This is a genomic window from Neoroseomonas marina, from assembly GCF_012927745.1.
Lineage (GTDB): Bacteria > Pseudomonadota > Alphaproteobacteria > Acetobacterales > Acetobacteraceae > Neoroseomonas > Neoroseomonas marina.
In genome coordinates, this window is the sequence record NZ_JABBKX010000004.1 from 202584 (window position 1) to 219675 (window position 17092).

The 17092-nt window shown below is 71.5% G+C and carries 15 protein-coding genes and 1 tRNA gene; 5 read left to right on the top strand and 11 right to left on the bottom strand.

The features are described 5' to 3' along the window. The first annotated feature begins 2 nt into the window (after positions 1-2). A complete protein-coding gene (locus tag GWK16_RS14145) occupies positions 3-263 on the top strand; it encodes a hypothetical protein (RefSeq protein ID WP_170054617.1) in 261 nt (86 codons plus the stop codon). A 7-nt stretch (positions 264-270) separates the two neighbouring features. Continuing rightward, the gene (locus GWK16_RS14150) at positions 271-1644 is read left to right on the top strand and encodes a sigma 54-interacting transcriptional regulator (protein WP_170054618.1); all 1374 of its coding nucleotides are present in this window, start codon (positions 271-273) and stop codon (positions 1642-1644) included. A 1-nt stretch (position 1645) separates the two neighbouring features. On the opposite strand, the gene GWK16_RS14155 is transcribed toward GWK16_RS14150, so the two are convergent. The 8 genes from GWK16_RS14155 to recG all read right to left on the bottom strand — a co-directional run bounded on the left by GWK16_RS14155 (position 1646) and on the right by recG (position 10231). Further along, a complete protein-coding gene (locus tag GWK16_RS14155; RefSeq protein ID WP_170054619.1) occupies positions 1646-2659 on the bottom strand; it encodes a Bug family tripartite tricarboxylate transporter substrate binding protein in 1014 nt (337 codons plus the stop codon). A gap of 67 nt (positions 2660-2726) precedes the next feature. After that, positions 2727-2990, bottom strand: coding sequence for a hypothetical protein (locus GWK16_RS14160; RefSeq protein WP_170054620.1), 264 nt, complete (start codon positions 2988-2990; stop codon positions 2727-2729). Positions 2991-3063: 73 nt separating this feature from the next. Further along, positions 3064-3516 carry an NUDIX domain-containing protein gene (locus tag GWK16_RS14165; RefSeq protein ID WP_170054621.1) on the bottom strand — a complete coding sequence of 151 codons (453 nt, stop codon included), beginning with the start codon at positions 3514-3516 and terminating at the stop codon, positions 3064-3066. Then, positions 3513-4595: a DUF4340 domain-containing protein gene (locus GWK16_RS14170; protein ID WP_170054622.1), complete on the bottom strand. Its 1083-nt coding sequence runs from the start codon at positions 4593-4595 to the stop codon at positions 3513-3515. The genes GWK16_RS14165 and GWK16_RS14170 overlap by 4 nt, the downstream gene beginning before the upstream one ends. A gap of 12 nt (positions 4596-4607) precedes the next feature. After that, positions 4608-6548, bottom strand: a complete 1941-nt coding sequence (locus GWK16_RS14175) for a GldG family protein (RefSeq protein WP_170054623.1) — start codon at positions 6546-6548, stop codon at positions 4608-4610. 3 nt (positions 6549-6551) lie between these two features. Continuing rightward, the gene (locus GWK16_RS14180; protein WP_170054624.1) at positions 6552-7283 is read right to left on the bottom strand and encodes an ABC transporter permease; all 732 of its coding nucleotides are present in this window, start codon (positions 7281-7283) and stop codon (positions 6552-6554) included. Continuing rightward, a complete protein-coding gene (locus GWK16_RS14185) occupies positions 7283-8014 on the bottom strand; it encodes an ABC transporter ATP-binding protein (protein ID WP_211187406.1) in 732 nt (243 codons plus the stop codon). Before GWK16_RS14185 ends, GWK16_RS14180 begins: the two co-directional genes overlap by 1 nt. 96 nt (positions 8015-8110) lie before the next feature. Next, positions 8111-10231, bottom strand: a complete 2121-nt coding sequence (gene recG / locus GWK16_RS14190) for an ATP-dependent DNA helicase RecG (RefSeq protein ID WP_170054625.1) — start codon at positions 10229-10231, stop codon at positions 8111-8113. A 27-nt stretch (positions 10232-10258) separates the two neighbouring features. Here recG and GWK16_RS14195 point away from each other — a divergent pair, with 27 nt between their 5' ends. The 3 genes from GWK16_RS14195 to GWK16_RS14205 all read left to right on the top strand — a co-directional run bounded on the left by GWK16_RS14195 (position 10259) and on the right by GWK16_RS14205 (position 14954). Further along, complete coding sequence (locus tag GWK16_RS14195; protein ID WP_170054626.1) at positions 10259-10558, top strand: FAD assembly factor SdhE; 300 nt, start codon at positions 10259-10261, stop codon at positions 10556-10558. After that, positions 10513-14001 carry a transcription-repair coupling factor gene (gene mfd / locus GWK16_RS14200; protein ID WP_170054627.1) on the top strand — a complete coding sequence of 1163 codons (3489 nt, stop codon included), beginning with the start codon at positions 10513-10515 and terminating at the stop codon, positions 13999-14001. The genes GWK16_RS14195 and mfd overlap by 46 nt, the downstream gene beginning before the upstream one ends. A gap of 119 nt (positions 14002-14120) precedes the next feature. Further along, positions 14121-14954, top strand: a complete 834-nt coding sequence (locus GWK16_RS14205) for a hypothetical protein (protein ID WP_170054628.1) — start codon at positions 14121-14123, stop codon at positions 14952-14954. A 403-nt stretch (positions 14955-15357) separates the two neighbouring features. Here the strand turns inward: GWK16_RS14205 and GWK16_RS14210 are convergent. From GWK16_RS14210 to GWK16_RS25585, 3 genes are all read right to left on the bottom strand, one after another. Then, a tRNA-Val gene (locus tag GWK16_RS14210) sits at positions 15358-15433 on the bottom strand. Between the two features lie 59 nt (positions 15434-15492). Further along, positions 15493-16152, bottom strand: a complete 660-nt coding sequence (locus tag GWK16_RS14215) for a DsbA family oxidoreductase (protein ID WP_338144477.1) — start codon at positions 16150-16152, stop codon at positions 15493-15495. Between the two features lie 53 nt (positions 16153-16205). After that, the gene (locus tag GWK16_RS25585) at positions 16206-17021 is read right to left on the bottom strand and encodes a diguanylate cyclase domain-containing protein (protein WP_170054629.1); all 816 of its coding nucleotides are present in this window, start codon (positions 17019-17021) and stop codon (positions 16206-16208) included. Positions 17022-17092 lie beyond the last annotated feature (71 nt).

Sequence of the window (17092 nt, forward strand, 5' to 3'; positions counted from 1 at the left end):
TGATGATCCTGCGGACCCTCGCCATCGTCTTCCTCGTCGCGTCGCTGCTCACGGCCCTCTATGCGGGGCCCGGGCGGACGGTGGGCGATGCGCTCGCCGGGTCCACGATGAACACGGCGGAGGGTCTGGTGGCCCGTTACATGACGCCCGCGCTGTGGGACATGCTGATCTATCCGTTCCTCTCCCTGCCGGTCTGGGCCGGGTGGCTGGTGCCGGCAGGCATCTTCCTCGTCGCGGCGGCCCTGCGTCCGGGCCGGGGCTGAGGCGGGAGTGACGGCGCGGCTGTTGCTGGTCGAGGACACGCTCTCCCTCGCCGCGCTCTATCGCGAATACCTGCGCGACGAGGCGTATGAGATCGAGCACGCACCGAACCTGGCTGCGGCGCGGTCCGCGTTGGTCGCGCGCCCCCCCGATGCGGTCATGCTCGACCTCCGGTTGCCGGATGGCGACGGCCTGTCGCTTCTCGCCGAGATCCGCGCGATGCGAACCCCGCCGCCGGTCGTCGTGATGACGGCGCATGGGTCCGTCGCGACGGCGGTCGAGGCCATGCGCGGCGGTGCCGCCGACTTCCTGGTCAAGCCCTTTGCGGCCGAGCGCCTCGTCGTCACCCTCGCCAACGTCCTCGACCGCGCGGCGCTCCGGAAGGAGGTCGCGAGCCTGTCCGCCGGCGCTGCCCGGCGCGGCTTCGCGGGTTTCATCGGCGCCGCGCCGGCCATGCAGGGCGTCTATCGCATCCTCGAGAATGCCGCGGCATCCCGCGCCACGGTCTTCGTCACGGGGGAAAGCGGGACCGGCAAGGAACTTGCCGCAGAGGCGGTGCACGCGCTGTCGCCGCGTCGGGAGGGCCCATTCGTCGCCCTGAACTGCGCCGCGATCCCGAAGGACCTGATCGAGAGCGAGATCTTCGGCCATGTGCGCGGCGCCTTCACGGGCGCGGTGGCCGACCGTCCCGGCGCGGCGCGCGCGGCCGATGGCGGCACGCTCTTCCTGGATGAGATCTGCGAAATGGAGCTGGCGCTGCAGGGCAAGCTGCTGCGCTTCATCCAGACCGGCAGCTTCGTTCCGGTCGGCGCGACGAAGCCGGTGACGACGGATGTCCGATTCGTCTGCGCGACCAACCGCGACCCGCTCGCCGAGGTGCGGGCCGGCCGCTTCCGGGAGGATCTGTACTACCGGCTGCATGTTGTGCCGGTCCCCCTGCCGCCGCTGCGCGACCGGGGCGAGGACATCGTGATGCTCGCCGAGGCCTTCCTGGCGCGGAGCGCCGCGGAGGAAGGCAAGCGATTCACCCATTTCGCGCCGGAGGCGCTCGCGTTGCTGCGCGGTCATCGCTGGCCCGGCAATGTGCGCGAACTGGAGAACGCGATCCGCACGGCCGTCGTGCTGCACGACGCGGAGGAAGTGACCGCCGCCATGCTGCCGGTCACCGTGCGCGGCGGGTCTGTCGCACAGGCCGCCGACGTGCCGCCGCGCCCCGTCGATCCGGCGCGACGGATCCGTCCGCTTGCCGAGGTTGAGCGCGAGGCGATCGAGGAGGCGATCCGCCTGTGCGGCGGGAACATCCCGAAGGCGGCCGCCTTCCTCGGCGTCAGCCCCTCCACGCTCTACCGCAAGCGGGAGGCGTGGGAGGGGCGGCGCGGCTGACCTATTCCATCCGCGCGCCGGAGATCTCGACCAGCCGCTGCCACCGCGGCGTCTCGGCCCGGATCATGGCTGCGGCCGCGGCCGGGCTTTCGCTGAGCACGATGCCGTAGCCCAGGGGCGACAGGCGCTCGACCATCTCCCGCTGCCGCGCAACGGTCTGCACCGCCTCGAACAGGCGCTGGACCACGGGGGCGGGCGTGCCGCCGGCCGTCGTCACCACGTTCCAGTTCACCAGCGCGTGGTCGCCGAGGCCGAGATCGGCGAAGGCCTTCATGCCCGGGATATTGGGGAGCATCGGCAGCGGATCCGCCGAGGACACGGCGAGCGCCTTGAACTTCCCGGCTTCGACATGCGGCATCAGCGCCGGCATGACGTCGAACATCATGTCGATGGTGCCCGCGAGCAGGTCGTTGATGGCCGGCCCGCCGCCACGATAGGGCACATGGAGGATCTTGGCGTCCGCGAAGCGGTTGATGGCCGAGATGTTGAGGTGAGAGGAGGTGCCGGAGCCCGAGGAGCCCATGCGCACCTGCTCGGGATTCGCCTGTGACCAGCGGATCAGGGCACGGAAATCGGTCCAGCCGCGCTGCTGCGCGGTCTGCGTGTTCACGACGCAGAGCAGCGCGCCGTCGGTGAGCTGGGTGATGGGCGTGAGGTCGCGCTGCGGCTCGAAGGGCATCCGCGCATGCATGAACTGCGCGGCGCACCAGGTCGTCGCGCTGATCAGTCCGATCACGCCGCCATCCTTCTCCCCCTTCGCCAGCGCATCGGCCCCGATCAGACCGCCGGCGCCTCCGCGATTCTCGACCACGACCGTCTGGCCGAGGACGGGCCCGAGGCGTTCGGCGAAAAGCCGGCTGGTGATGTCGACCGCGCCGCCGGGCGGGAAGGGGACGATGAGGCGCACAGGGCGCCCGGCGGCCACCGGCTGCGCGCCGGCCAGGCTGGGCACGGCAAGCAGACCCGCCGTCGCCGCCATCAGGTGGCGTCGGCGCGTCGCAACAGTCGTGGTCATGGGAAGGTCTCCGGCTGGGGTGTGGGTCGGAGCCTGCCGCGAGCGCGGTTGCGGGGGAAGGGCTGCCTCAGCGGCAGCGGCAACTCCCCCCGACATCCGAGCGCAGATTCTGCCGCACCCAGGTCACGCCGTCCGGCTGGAAGTCGAAGGAGGGGCCGATGATGCAGATCTCGGAATGGCCACGGCCGCTCTGCATCTGCGACATTGTTGCCCGCTCCACCATGATGCGGTTGTTCACGCAGTAGACGACGGCGGGCGTGCTCTGCGCGGACGCCACGGACGCAGTGCCGCAGAACAGGGCTGCGAACAGGAGGGCTGATCGCATCGACATGCCGGCGAACCCCTTCGGTACGTTGCGGAATCACAATGCTGCGACAAGGCCGCCGGAGCAACGAAATCCCGCTTCAGCGCGCGTCGCTGGCTGTCCGGGCGAGGGCCTCCCGCGCCGCCGCCACCGCGCGATGCGTTTCGGGCGTGAGGTCGAACGGACCGAAATCCTCGGGATGGACCCAGGCCACGTCGCTGACGTCGTCGGCCGCGGCGGCGTCGCCGTGCAGCCATTCCGCGGCGAAGTCGATGATCGTGTAGTGGTAGCGGGGCCGCCCGTCCTCATCGCGGGTGATGCCGTCGACGACGATGGCAAGCGAGAGCGGGCCGACCTCGATGCCCGCTTCCTCGCGCAACTCGCGCCGGGCCGCTTCCTCCGCGCGCTCGCCGACATGCTGCGCGCCGCCGGGCAGCGACCAATGACCCATGCGCGGGGGCTTGCCGCGACGGACCAACAGGACGCGGCCTTCCTTGAAGACGATGCAGCCGATGCCGACCCAGGGACGGTCGGGGTATTCCCGACCCGTCACTGCTGGCGCGGGGATTCGGCGGGTGTTTCGGGTGCTGTGGCCGGGGGGGCCTCGCCCTCGGGCTCAGGCTCGGGGGCAGGTTGTTCCTGGCGGCGGAGCTCGGTCAGGAGCGGCACGAAGGCCTTCTCCTTCCACTGGCCGACCTGGTAGGCCCAGCCGCGCCAGCGGGCGTTCAGCCGCGCCGCCTCGTCGTCGCCCTCCGCGGCCAGCGTCACCCAGATCGCGTCGCCCTCCTTGCGGGGGCGCACGACGATGGCGAGGTTGTCCGACAGTTCGAAGCGCGCCTCGCCCAAGGCCTCGCCGGGGATCTCGGCCTCGGGCTTGACGTCGAGGAAGGTGAGGAACTCGAAGGCGCGGCCGACCTCGTCGAGGCTGCTCTCATCCGTCGGCGGGGCATCGGCCGGCGTCGTGACCTCGAGCTTGCCGTCCGGACCCTCGGCGCGCGTCAGCACCAGGGGCGGCTCGCCCCTGCGATTGATGGCGACGCGGCGGACGCGCTCGCGCGGCAGGTTCGCGATGTCGCGGTCGAGCCAGAGCTGCGGGTCGGCATCGACCGGGATCCGGCCTTCGGCGAGCCAGGCCTGGCTCTCGTTGGGCCGGCGCACGAAGGCGGCCTCCGGCACGTTGCCCTGGGTCCGGACGCGCCGGCGGCCGATCACCAGGTCCGCGATCACCCCGCCTTGGGCGTCGAGCACGCGCAGCAGCGTGGAAGTCGCGCCCTCCCGCGACGGATCCTCGAGGCCGAGGCGGTCCAGCATCTCGGGGTTCGCCGTGCGCGGCTCGGTCAGGCGCAGCTCGGTCAGGCCGGTGAGCAGCTCGCGCACCTTCTCCTGGCGCACCGGGTAGCCGCCCTTGGAGGGCAGCCCCCAGGTCTCGCCGTGGCGGACCACCTCGAGCGTGCCGTCATGGCGCTTCGCCTCGATCCGTGCCGCGACCTGCAGGCGCTGGGCGAGGCCTGGGAAGGCCAGCGCGCCGGCTTCCGGTGCCGGCGGCGGCGCATTGTCCGGCTGCAGCAGCAGCGCGCCGCCAATGGTCGCGACCGCGGCCGCGCTGACGAGGAGGAGGGTGCGTCGCTGCATCGGCGTCTCTCCTCAGGACCGCGCCGCGGCGCGCCGGCGCGACCGCGCGACGCCGAGGCCGATGGCGAACAGCCCGAGCAGCAGCGGCACGGCCGCGATGTTCAGCACCTTCAGCCAGGTCTCCGTCCGCTCGATGTCGCGGCGGAGATCGAGCTGCACGGCGCGGAGCTGCTGGCGGGTCTGCAGGATCTGCGCGCGGGCGGCGTCAATCTCGGCGCGCTGCTCGGGCGTGATGACGGCGCTGCCCTGGCCGCGTTCGCCACCCTGGCCCTGGCGGAGCTCGCGCAGGCGGCGCTCGGTCTGCTGCAGGCGCTCCTGCAATTCACGCTCGGTGGCGCGGAAGCGGGCGTCGGCGTCGCGGCGGATGTCGTCGACCACCGTGAAGGGCCGCAGGGATTCACCGCGCGAGCGCAGCGAGATCAGCGCATCCCCGCCCGAGAGCGTGTCGGCGAGATTCGCCACCAGCGCGCCGTTGTCGCTGAAGGGGGTCGCGACCTGCTGGCCGAAGAAGTCCTGCACGCGGACCCAGAAGCGGTCCTCGAGGATGTCGGCATCGGCGACGACGACGATGTTGGCGGGGCCCTCGGTGCGGGCGCGATGGGCGGGAAAGTCGGCCGGGCGCTGCGCGCCCTCGGGAAGGGCCGGCGCGCCGTCGGGGAAGGCCGAGGCGAACTCGCCACGCAGGCGTGCAGCGATGACGTGACGTTCGCCGTCCGGGCGGAACTCCGCCAGGATGCGGGCCGGGTCCGGGTTCTCCCGCACCAGGTTCACGGCCCCCAGCATGGCGCGGTCGCTGCTGCGCAGCAGCGGGACGAGTTCGACGGTCGCGCCGTCGCGGCGGCGGATCTCGCCGGCGGAAGCGACGGTGACCTGGTTCAGCTGGGCGGTCGCGACCTCGGAATCCGAGATCGAATCCCCCTGCATGTTGAACCAGGCGACGTAGTCCACCGCTTGCACGCGATCGGTGGGGTTCGCGCGCACGCGCCAGGCGCCGCGCAGGTCGAGCACGACCTTGTCGTGCGGCGTCTCGACGCCCCAGGCGTTCAGCAGGCGATCGAGGCTGGAGGCCGTGTCGGTCGGCGGCTGGCCGCCCGGGCCGGGCCGCATCGCCTGGCCTTCGGAATGCGGGTCGACGAAGACGATGAGCTTGCCGCCGCGCATGACGAACTGGTCGATGGCGTATTGCGTCGCGTCCGAGAGGTTCTGCGGATGCACCACCATCAGCACCTGCACCCCATCCGGGATGCGCTGCGCATCGAGCGGCACGTCCTGCACGGTGAGGAACTGCCGCAGCGTCTGCATCACCGCATAGGGCTGCGCCTGCGGGCTGTTGCGCATCATCATCATCATGCGCGGGTCGCCGTTGAGCGGCAGGGTGGACATGACGCCGACGACCGGGCGGCGCGGGTTCGACAGCTCGTAGACCAGTCGCGTCAGGTCGAATTCGAGGAAGCGTTCGCGATCGGACTGGAAGAAGGGGATCGTCCGCTCGTCGTCGAGAAGGTTGACGCCCGCGAGGCCGAAATAGATCTGCTCGCCCGACTGGTCGACGGGAACGCCCTGCAGGCCGAAGGCCAGGGCGCGGTCCTCGGTCTCGCTGAAGGGTTCGGGGTCGAAGACCTCGAGCCGCACCTTGCCGTCGGACAGCGCGACATACTCGTCGAGCATGGCGCGCACGCGCTCGGCATAGGAGCCGTAGGCGGGCACCGCGGCGCCGAGGCGGCGCGAGTAGAACAGCCGCAGCGTCACCGGGTCCTGCAGGCCGCGCAGCACGGACCGCGTGCCTTCCGACAGGGTGTAGAGGTGCTGCTGGGTGAGGTCGAGCCGCGCCCGCGGCGCCAGCCGGTCGACCAGCATGTTCACGCCGATGGCGAGCGCCGCCGCTGCGACGAGGCCGAGGGCCGATGACCAGACCCGGCGCGAGCCGGGACGGGGGGAAGAGGAGCCGCTCATCGCTCAGTCCGCCTTCCGGTGGTCGATCACCACCGCGTTCACGAACAGGAAGAAGCCTATGAAGGAGGCGAAGAAGACGACGTCGCGCAGCGCGATCACCCCGCGCTGGAGGATGTTGAACCGCTCGATCAGCGAAATGCCGCGCGCGAGTTCCGCGAGCACCGGCACGCGCTGGGAGAGGAACTCGGTGACCACCGGGCTGCCCGCCGCGGCGAACAGGAAGCAGACCGCGACGGCGAGGACGAAGGCGATGACCTGGTTCTTGGTCATGGCCGACATCGCGGCGCCGACGGCCAGATAGGCGCCCGCGACCAGCAGGCAGCCGACGTATCCGGCCGCGATCACGCCATTGTCCGGCCGGCCGAGGTAGTTGACCGTCACCACCAGCGGGAAGGTCAGCGCGAGCGCGATGGCGCAGAAGGCCCAGGCCGCGAGGAACTTGCCCAGCACCGCCTGCCATTGCGGCAGCGGCAGTGTCAGCAGCAGCTCGATGGTGCCGAGCCGCCTTTCCTCGGCCCAGAGCCGCATGGTCAGCGCCGGCACCAGGAACAGGAACAGCCAGGGCACGAAGTTGAAGAAGGGCGAGAGGTCCGCCTGGCCGCGCTGGAAGAAGCCGCCGATGGTGAAGGTCAGCGCGCCGGCCATCATCAGGAAGATGACGATGAAAACATAGGCGACGGGGGTGGCGAAGTAGCCCGCCAGTTCCCGCCGCGCGACCGCCAGGGTGCCGCCCATCACGCGGCCTCCGCGGGGCGGGCGGTGAGGTCGCGGAAGACCTGCTCGAGCGACTTGCCGGGCTTCGCCAGCGCCGAGGGCGGGGAATCCGCCAGCACCTTGCCGTGGGCGATGATGATCGCGCGGGTGCAGACCGCGTCCACTTCCTCGAGGATATGGGTCGAGATCAGGATCGCCTTGTCGGGCGCCATGCGGCGGATCAGCTCGCGGACCTCGTGCTTCTGGTTGGGGTCGAGGCCATCGGTCGGTTCGTCCAGCACCAGCACGGGCGGGTCGTGCAGCAACGACTGCGCGAGGCCGACGCGGCGCTTGAAGCCCTTCGAGAGCGTCTCGATCGGCTGCAGACGAACGCCCTGTAGCTGCGTCAGCTCCATCGCCGCCGTGACGCGGTCCGCCGCCTCGCCGCCGCGGTAGCCGCGGATGCGCGCGACGAAGCGGAGGAAGGCGGTGACCGTCATCTCCGGATAGGTCGGCGCGCCTTCGGGCAGGTAGCCGAGGCTGCGCTTGGCGGCCACCGGATCGTCCACCACGTCCTTGCCGCAGATCCGCGCGGTGCCGGCGGATGGCGTCACGAAGCCCGCCAGCATCTTCATCGTCGTGGACTTGCCCGCACCGTTGGGGCCGAGGAAGCCCACGACCTCCCCGCGGTCGACCGAGAACGACACGTCGTCCACGGCCGTGAAGGCGCCGAAGCGCTTCGTCAGGCGCTCGATCTCGATCAGCGCGGCCAATGCCGGTCTCCCGAATGCTGGCCCGGTCCGGGCGGCCGGCGATTTGACGCGCCCGGGACCGGGATGCAACCCCCCGGCCCGTTACGATGCGTGACGCTAGCCGGCGTCGAGCGGGGCCATGGAGATGTCATGGCCGAAGATCGCCAGCAGCAACTGGACGGCCCGGCCCCTGGGCCCGGCGAGGCCGGGGTCCTTCTGCAGCAACAGTTCGGCGTCGCGATGGGCGATCTCGACCAGGCGGCCGTATTCCTCGGGGTCCTCGCGCGGGTCGAGCAGCCGGGCGCCGGGCAGGCCGGCCTGCCGGGCGCCCAGGGCATCGCCGCCGCCGCGGGCGCGCAGGTCCTCCTCGGCGATCACGAAGCCGTCGTCGGAGTCGCGCAGGACGAGCAGGCGGCGCTTCTCGCCTTCCGTCAGCCCCGGCGAATGGACCAGCAGGCAGGAGGAGGGCCGGGAGCCGCGCCCAACCCGGCCGCGCAGCTGGTGCAGGGCGGCGAGGCCGAACCGTTCCGCCTGCTCGATGAGCATGATGGTCGCCTCGGGGACGTCGACGCCGACCTCGATGACCGTGGTCGCGACCAGGATCTTCGTGCGGCCCGCCGCGAAGTCGCCCAGCGCCGCCTCGCGCACCTCGATGTCCTGCAAGCCGTGGGCGAGGCCGACCTGGCCGGGGAAGCGGGCGGCGAGCTCGGCGAAGCGGTCCTCGGCGGCGACGGAATCGTCGCGCTCGGAGCCGGTGATGGCGCGCACCACCCAATAGGCGCGTTCCTCCCGCGCGATCGCTTCCCCGAGGCGCTCCACGATCTCGGGCAGGCGGTCCTGGCTGACGACGCGGGTGGTGATGGGCTGGCGACCGGGCGGCTTCCCGGCCAGGCGGCTGACCGCCATCTCGCCCCACTGAGTCAGCAGCAGGGTGCGCGGGATGGGCGTGGCGGTCATGACCAGCATGTCGACCGCGTCGCCCTTCTCGGCCAGCATCAGGCGCTGCGCGACGCCGAAGCGGTGCTGCTCGTCCACCACGGCGAGCGCCAGATCCTTGAAGGCGACCCCTTCCTGGAACAGGGCATGGGTGCCGAGCACCAGCGGGATCGACCCGTCCGCGAGGCCGGCGAGCACGCGCTTGCGTTCCTTGCCCTTCACGCTTCCCGTCAGCAGCGCGACCGGCACGCCGGCGGCGGCGCAGAGCTTCTCGAAGGTCCGCAGGTGCTGGCGGGCGAGAAGTTCCGTCGGCGCCATCAGCGCGGCTTGGGCCCCGGCCTCGACCGCGCGGAGCATGGCCATGACCGCGACGAGAGTCTTGCCGGCGCCGACATCGCCCTGGAGCAGCCGGAGCATCCGCCGCGGCGCCTTGAGGTCGGCGTCGATCTCGGTCACGGCTTGGTGCTGGGCCTCGGTGGGCGGGAAGCCGAAGGCGGCGAGCGCCTTCGCGCGCAGCGACCCATCGCCGGACAGGGGCCGGCCCGGCCGTTCGCGCGACCGCCGCCGTACCAGGCCGAGCGCGACCTGCCCCGACAGCAATTCGTCATAGGCGAGGCGGCGGCGCGGTTCCTCGCCCGGTTCCTCGGCGGGCGCCTGGATGGCGCGAAGCGCCGGGGCGAAGCCGGGCCATTTCTCCCGCCGCTGCAGCGGCGCGTCCTGCCATTCGGGCAGGTCGGGCAGCAGGGCCAGCGCCGCGGCCATGGCCTTCGTCACCTGCGGCTGGGTCAGCTTCCCGGTCAGCGGCCAGATCGGCTGCAGGGCCGGGATGCCGTCCTCCCGCACCGAGACCTGCGGATTCACGATGACATGGTCCTCGCCCTCCGCCTTCAGCAGGCCCGCGAACCAGCGCGTCGCGCCGACGGGCAGGGCCTTCTCCGCCCAGGCCTTCTGCCAGTTCATCAGGTAGGCGGTCAGCGGCTCACCGCCCGCCTCGCAGCGCAGCCGGACGTAGGGCCGTCCCTGGGCCGACCGGCCGGCCTTGTGGGAGCCGACCACGACCTGGATCAGCACCTCGCCGTCCACCGGCGCCTGGGACGGACGCTCGATCCGGTGGCGCACCAGGTAGCGTTCGGGCAGGTGCAGCAGCAGGTCGAGCACCCGCGTCCCGCCCGCCGCCTTGGCGATCAGCCGGGCCTCGGCCTCCTTGACCCCCTTCAGCGCGGCGAGCGGGGCCATCAGCGGCGCCAATGCATCGGCGCCCTGCGGCAATGTCGTATCGGGTCGGGCTGACACGATTCCCATCGCCCTCTATATGCCAGCGCGCACGCCATGCCCGAACCCCAGGACCTCGATCCGCGTCGCCGCCGCCTCGTCTTCCGCGCGCTGCACCGCGGGACCAAGGAAGCCGACCTCATGATCGGCGGCTTCGTCACCCGCAACATCGCCGTCTTCTCCGAAGCCGACCTCGATGCCATCGAGGCGATCCTCGAGCATTGGGACGTCGACCTGGCCGACTGGCTGTGCGGCCGCCGGCCCATCCCGCCCGAGGCCGACAGCCCGATGCTGCGCCGCATGGCCGAGGAATGCGGGCGGACGGGCGCCGGCGTCCCGCCGGGGGCGGAGCGGTGAGGGCGGTCCCGGTCCACGGCGCCCCCGAAGGCTTCGACGCCCTCCTGCTGTGCCGCCGCCGGGCGGAAACCGACGCTCCGGTGGTCCATGTCTGCCGCGACGACGCCCGCATGGCCCGCATGGCCGAGGCGATCGGCTTCTTCGCCCCCGAGGTCGAGGTGCTGCGTTTTCCGGCCTGGGACTGCCTGCCCTACGATCGCGTTTCCCCGAACCCCGAGATCGTCGCCGAGCGCGTCGCGACCCTGACCCGGCTGCTCGAACAGCCGACGCGGCCGCGCATCCTGCTCACCACGGTCAATGCGCTCGCCCAGAAGGTGCCGCCGCCCGAGACCTTCCGCGGCGCGACCCTGCACCTGAAGAAGGGCGGGCGCGTGCAGCCGGAGGCGCTGACCGCCTTCCTCGAGGCCAATGGCTACCACCGCACCGGCACGGTGATGGAACACGGCGAGTACGCCGTGCGCGGCGGCATCGTGGATCTCTATCCCGCCGGCGAACCCGATCCCGTGCGCCTCGACCTGTTCGGCGACGAGATCGAGGACATGCGCCGCTTCGATACGGCGAGCCAGCGCAGCGGCAAGGTCGTGCCGGAACTGCGCCTGCGCCCCGTGGGAGAGGTCTTCCTCGACGAGGAGTCCCGCGCGCGCTTCCGCAGCGCCTATCGCGACCTGTTCGGCGCGGCGGCGGCGGAGGATCCGCTCTACGTCTCCGTCAGCGCCGGGCGGAAGCACCCGGGCATGGAACACTGGGCCGGGCTGTTCCACGACCATATGGCGACGCTGATCGACTACGCGCCGGGCGCCTCCGTCAGCCTCGACCACCAGGCCGAGGACGTCGCGGCGGCGCGCTTCGAGATGGTCGCGGACCACTACCAGGCCCGCCGCGTGCCGGTGCGCGTCAGCGAGGGCGAAGTGCCCTACCGCCCCGCGCCGCCCGAGACCCTGCACCTCGACCGCGCCGGCTGGACCGAGATGCTGGCCCAAGGGCCGGTGCTGCAGTTCATCCCCTTCGCCAAGCCCGACGGCGTCGAGGGCATCGAGGCCGGCGGCCGTCCCGGCCCGCTGCTGACCGATGCGCGTACCGCGGGGGAGAACGTCTTCGCGGCCTATGCCGCGCTGGCCGGCGGGCAGGTGAAGGCAGGCCGGCGGCCGCTGCTCGCCGCCTGGTCCAAGGGTTCGCGCGAGCGCATGGCGAATCTGCTGCGCGAGAACGGCGTCGCCGCCGCCTCGGCCGAGGACTGGAAGGCCGCGCGCGCGATGCCGGACGGCGTCGTCGCACTGGTGGTGATGGGCCTCGAGCGCGGCTTCGTGGCCGAGGGCATCTGCGTCACCGCGGAGCAGGACGTCCTCGGCGAGCGCATTGCCCGCCCGCCGCGGCGGCGCCGCCGCGCCGACCAGTTCATCGCGGACGCCACCGAGATCGCCGAGGGCGACCTGGTGGTCCATCAGGACCACGGCATCGGGCGGTATGAGGGGCTCGTGACCATCGAGGTCAACGGCGCCCCGCATGACTGCCTCAAGCTGACCTATGACGGCGGCGACCGGCTGTTCGTGCCGGTCGAGAACATCGAGATCCTCTCGCGCTTCGGCACGGAGACGGCGGGCGTAGCACTCGACAAGCTCGGCGGCGTCTCCTGGCAGAACCGCAAGGCCAAGGCGAAGTCGCGCATCCGCGACATGGCGGGCGAGCTGATCCGCACCGCGGCGCTCCGCCGGATGAAGGACGGCGTGCTGGCCACGCCGCCCGAAGGCCTGTGGGACGAATTCTGTGCCCGCTTCCCCTTCGCCGAGACCGAGGACCAGGCACGCGCCATCGCCGACGTGATGGAGGACCTGTCCGCCGGCCGCCCGATGGACCGCCTGATCTGCGGCGATGTCGGCTTCGGCAAGACCGAGGTCGCGCTGCGCGCGGCCTTCGTCGTGGCCATGTCCGGCGCGCAGGTCGCGGTCGTGGTGCCGACGACGCTGCTTGCCCGCCAACACAGCCGCATCTTCACCGCGCGCTTCGAAGGCTTCCCGGTGAAGGTCGCGCAGCTGTCGCGGATGGTCACCGCCAAGGACGCAACGCTGGTGCGCGAGGGGTTGAAGTCCGGCGCCATCAACATCGTCGTCGGCACGCATGCGCTGCTCGCCAAGGGCGTGGAGTTCGCCGACCTCGGCCTGGTGATCGTCGACGAGGAGCAGCATTTCGGCGTCAAGCACAAGGAAGCGCTGAAGTCGCTCAAGGCCGATGTGCATGTGCTGACGCTGACCGCCACACCCATCCCGCGCACGCTGCAACTGGCGCTGACCGGGGTGCGGGAGATGAGCGTCATCGCGACGCCGCCCGTCGATCGCCTGGCGGTCCGCACCTTCATCATGCCCTGGGACAGCGTCGTGATCCGCGAGGCGATCCAGCGCGAGCGCTTCCGCGGCGGCCAGGTCTTCTGCGTCGTGCCGCGCATCGAGGACATGGCGAAGGTCTCCGAACGCCTTGCCGAGATCGTGCCCGAGGCGCGCATCGTCCAGGCCCACGGCCGCATCAGCCCGACCGAGCTGGAACGGGTGATGACGGAGTTCGGCGACGGCAAGCACGACATCCTGCTGTCGACCAACATCGTGGAATCCGGCCTCGACATGCCGGCGGTGAACACGCTGCTGATCCACCGCGCGGACATGTTCGGCCTGGCGCAGCTGTACCAGCTGCGCGGACGCGTCGGGCGCGGGAAGCTGCGCGGCTATGCCTACCTGACCTGGCCGCAGTCGCATCGCCTGTCCGGCGCAGCCGAGAAGCGGCTCGAGGTGATGCAGACGCTCGACAACCTCGGCGCCGGATTCACGCTGGCCAGCCACGACCTCGACATCCGCGGTGCGGGCAACCTGCTGGGCGAGGAGCAGTCGGGCCAGATCCGCGAGGTCGGCATCGAGCTGTACCAGCAGATGCTCGAGGAGGCGGTCGCCGACATCAAGGCGGGTCAGGGGAAGGACGGCGCGGAATCCGAACGCGACTGGACGCCGCAGATCAACCTCGGCCTGCCGGTGCTCATCCCCGAGACCTATGTGACCGACCTGCCGGTGCGCCTCGGCTTCTATCGCCGCATCGGCGCGCTCGCCTCGGATGCCGAGACGGATGCGATGGCCGCCGAACTCGCCGATCGCTTCGGGCCGGTGCCGACGGAAGTCGAGAACTTGCTGCAGGTCGTCGCCATCAAGCGGCTGTGCCGCGAGGCGGGCGTCGAGAAGCTCGATGCCGGGCCGAAAGGCGTGGTGCTGTCCTTCCGGGGCAACCGCTTCGCAAACCCAGGCGGGCTGGTGGCCTGGGTGCAGTCGCAGAAGGGCGCGGTAAAGCTGCGGCCCGACCATAAGCTCGCGCTTCTGCAGGAGATGGATTTGGCACAACGCGTGAAGGCGGCCCGCGAGCTGCTGCGGGCGTTGGCCCGGGTCGTGCGGCAGGCCCGCGCCGCCTGACAGAAAGCGCCCTGGACATGGTCATCGCGTCAAGCGCGGGCGTACCCGACCGTCAAGGCCAGTTGCCAGCGGGCGCAGGCGGCCCTAAGCGAAGATCGTTTCGACCAGGGTCTCTCCACATGACTATTGCTCCGTCCTCGGCAGCCCGCCTTCTCGGTCTGGCGGGCGTCGCGGTCCTGCTCGCGGCCGGCGGCCCGCCGCCCGACCGGACGACCACGCCGCGCGCTCAGGCGCTGCCGGCATCGGGCGCCGCGCCGGCGGCGGCTTCGCCCGTCGTCTCGCCGGCGCCTGCCGCCGCGCCCGCCTCCGAGCCGGCGCCGGTGCCGGGCCCCGCATCGGCGGCAGCGGCGACGGCACTCGTCACCGCCACCACGCCCGATCTGTCAGGGCTGTCGCCAGGCGACCGTGCCCGTGCCCTCGCCGATGCGCGGCGCTGGTCGGGCACGCTGTTCGTCGGGTCGTCCGTCGCGGACGGCTACCTCCGCGAGCTGATCATCGAGCCCTGGACCGGTTCCTGGGGCGACGACACGCTGGTCGGCGGTGCGGTGCAGTACCGTGTCGGCCGGTTCTGGCGCTTCTTCATGGTCGACCTCGAGGTCGGCGGTGCCTACCGCTTCGGGCAGACGGAGGGCGGCGAGTTCTGGACCGTCGCCTATCTGCGCTACGACGGCTTCCCCTGGACGGATTACGTCTACACCACCTTCGGCCTCTCCTTCGGTCCGGACTACGTGACGCGGCTGCCGCAGGTCGAGCGCGGCACGGACCAGAGGCCGGAGGCGAACCAGTCGCACTTCCTGAACTTCTTCTCGCCCGAACTCACCTTCGCGCTGCCGGACTCCCCGCAATACGAAGTGGCGCTGCGCTACATGCACCGCAGCGGCATCTTCGGCACCTACAACGGGGTCTGGGAAGGCGCGAACAGCTTCGTCGTGGGCTTCCGCTACCGCTTCTGAGGCGGCTGGCACGAAGGCCCGGCCTTCGTGCCTCCCCGGACGCCGGGCCGCATCATCGGCACCTGGGCGTCGCTCGCGACGTCGTGCACCCGCTCCGCCATGGGCGAAAGCCCGCCGGCACCGAAGCGGACATACGCAATCCGGCGCTCCCTGCAGGCCGACATCTTGCGCCGGACTGCGAACGCGCATGCGCGATCGAGCTCAAGCCAAGAGCGATGCCATCCGATACGCCGCAGGGCGCGGCGGACCAATGCGCGTCATCATGCGGCCCGAGGCCTCGCCTCGGGTTGGGAGCGCGCATGCACGCCCGCGCCATCCGTTGAAGGCCAGCGGTTCAGTTCACGCCGCGTGAGCCAAGCCCGCGCATACGGGCGCCGGCACTTGATGCAAATTGTAGAGGAAATGGTGGGCGCACGTGGGATCGAACCACGGACCTCCTGCGTGTCAAGCAGGCGCTCATACCACTGAGCTATGCGCCCCCCGTCCCGGCGGGGCCGCCTAACTAGACGCGGCGCGCGAGGAGCGCAACCCCCGCTCGTCAGCCTTCGACGAGGGCGACGTCGATCAGGCGTTCGATGACTTCCGGTTCCTGCGCACCGGCGATGGCATGGCGGCCGGCGACGACGAAACAGGGCACGCCGTTGATGCCGAGGCGATGCGCGCGGAGGTTCTCGGCATGCACCGCATCCGCTTCCGCGCCCGAATCGAGGAAGCGGTGCACCGCGCCATGTTCGAGGCCCACCCGCGTCGCGATGCGCACCAGCGAGTCGATGTGACCGAGGTCGAGGCCCTCGGCGAAGTAGCCGTGGAACAGCGCCTCGACCATCTGGTCGGCCTGGCCTTCGCGCGCGGCGTAGCGGACCAGGCGATGGGCATCGAGGCTGGAGGGCATGCGCAGGATGCGGTCGAAGCGGAAGGGTACGCCTTCCGCCCGGCCGAGCTCGGAGATCGTCGCATGCAGGCGGCGTGCACGTTCCTCGCCGCCGAACTTGCGGGTGAGGAAATCCTGTCGCGGCAAGCCGGCGGCCGGGATGTCCGGGTTCAGCAGGAAGGGGCGCCACAGGATGTCGGCGACGATGTCGGGGCGCGCGCGCAACGCCCGGCGCAGGCGGCGCGTGCCGAGGTAGCACCAGGGGCAGACGAGATCGAAGACGACCTCGATCTGCAGCCGGGCGCGGGGAGGGGCGAGCAGGTTCACGGCGTGCAGATTACCGCGCCCGGGTCACGCCGTCGCGTCTCTTCGCGTGCGGGTCAGGCGGCTTCCGCGTGCCGATGCGGGGGCGGTTCGGCCAGACGGATACCGTCCCCGCCGGCGTCCATGACGCGGATCAGGGCGGTTTCGGCGGCGTCCATCGCCTCATCCAGCGTCGCACGGCCGATGCCCTGGTCGATCGCTGCGATGCCGATCGAAACGGTCATGCGGCTGCCGTCCATCGAGGGATGGGGCAGTCGCTCGGCGACCTGGGCGCGCAGGCGCTCGGCGAGGCGCTGGGCCGCCTCGGCGGCCGTGCCGGGCAGCATCGCCGCGACGACGGTCGGCGCCAGGTGGCCCGGCAGGTCCCCGGCCCGGGCGGTGTCGCGCAGCACGGCGGCAAGGTCGCGCAGCGCGTCCTCGGCGGTGGCGGGGCCGCGGCGGGCTTCGATATCCCCCAGGCCGTCGATCGCGACGGCGAGGATGGCGGCCGGCACGCCGTCCCGCCGGCAGCGCGCCATGGCCGGCGTCATCTGGGCGATGAAGGTCGAACGGTTGGGCAGGCCGGTGACGGCGTTCTGATGGGCCGCGGCGGCGACGCGTCGCGAGGACCGATCCTGTCGCGCCAGGGCCCGCAGCAGGGCGATGAAGAAGACGATGGCGGCTGCGTCCGGCAGCAGCCGCAGCCAGGCTGCGCTCCCATAGGATGTGGTGCGCGCCGCCACGATCGCCAGGGCGGCGGCGATGCCGAGGACGCAGACGAGGAAACGCGAGCGCTCGAAGCGCCAGCGCCAGGCGGCGTAGGCCCCCGCGCCAGCAGCCAGGATCGCGCCGAGCGTGACCAACGTTCCGGCCAGTCCGGCGAGGCCGTTCACGCCAATCCTGCCGCATGCGGGGCGGGGTTCGCGGGCATCATGCTCGGAGGTTCACGGAGGTCGCGCATCGC

Bases quoted from the DNA above. Each gene is read 5' to 3' on its own strand.
- GWK16_RS14155 (WP_170054619.1), bottom strand. From the start codon at position 2,659: ATGACCACGACTGTTGCGACGCGCCGACGCCACCTGATGGCGGCGACG.
- GWK16_RS14170 (WP_170054622.1), bottom strand. From the start codon at position 4,595: ATGCAGCGACGCACCCTCCTCCTCGTCAGCGCGGCCGCGGTCGCGACC.
- GWK16_RS14145 (WP_170054617.1), top strand. From the start codon at position 3: ATGATCCTGCGGACCCTCGCCATCGTCTTCCTCGTCGCGTCGCTGCTC.
- GWK16_RS14175 (WP_170054623.1), bottom strand. From the start codon at position 6,548: ATGAGCGGCTCCTCTTCCCCCCGTCCCGGCTCGCGCCGGGTCTGGTCA.
- GWK16_RS14195 (WP_170054626.1), top strand. From the start codon at position 10,259: ATGCCCGAACCCCAGGACCTCGATCCGCGTCGCCGCCGCCTCGTCTTC.
- mfd (WP_170054627.1), top strand. From the start codon at position 10,513: ATGCGGGCGGACGGGCGCCGGCGTCCCGCCGGGGGCGGAGCGGTGAGG.
- recG (WP_170054625.1), bottom strand. From the start codon at position 10,231: ATGGGAATCGTGTCAGCCCGACCCGATACGACATTGCCGCAGGGCGCC.
- GWK16_RS14160 (WP_170054620.1), bottom strand. From the start codon at position 2,990: ATGTCGATGCGATCAGCCCTCCTGTTCGCAGCCCTGTTCTGCGGCACT.
- GWK16_RS14180 (WP_170054624.1), bottom strand. From the start codon at position 7,283: ATGGGCGGCACCCTGGCGGTCGCGCGGCGGGAACTGGCGGGCTACTTC.
- GWK16_RS14205 (WP_170054628.1), top strand. From the start codon at position 14,121: ATGACTATTGCTCCGTCCTCGGCAGCCCGCCTTCTCGGTCTGGCGGGC.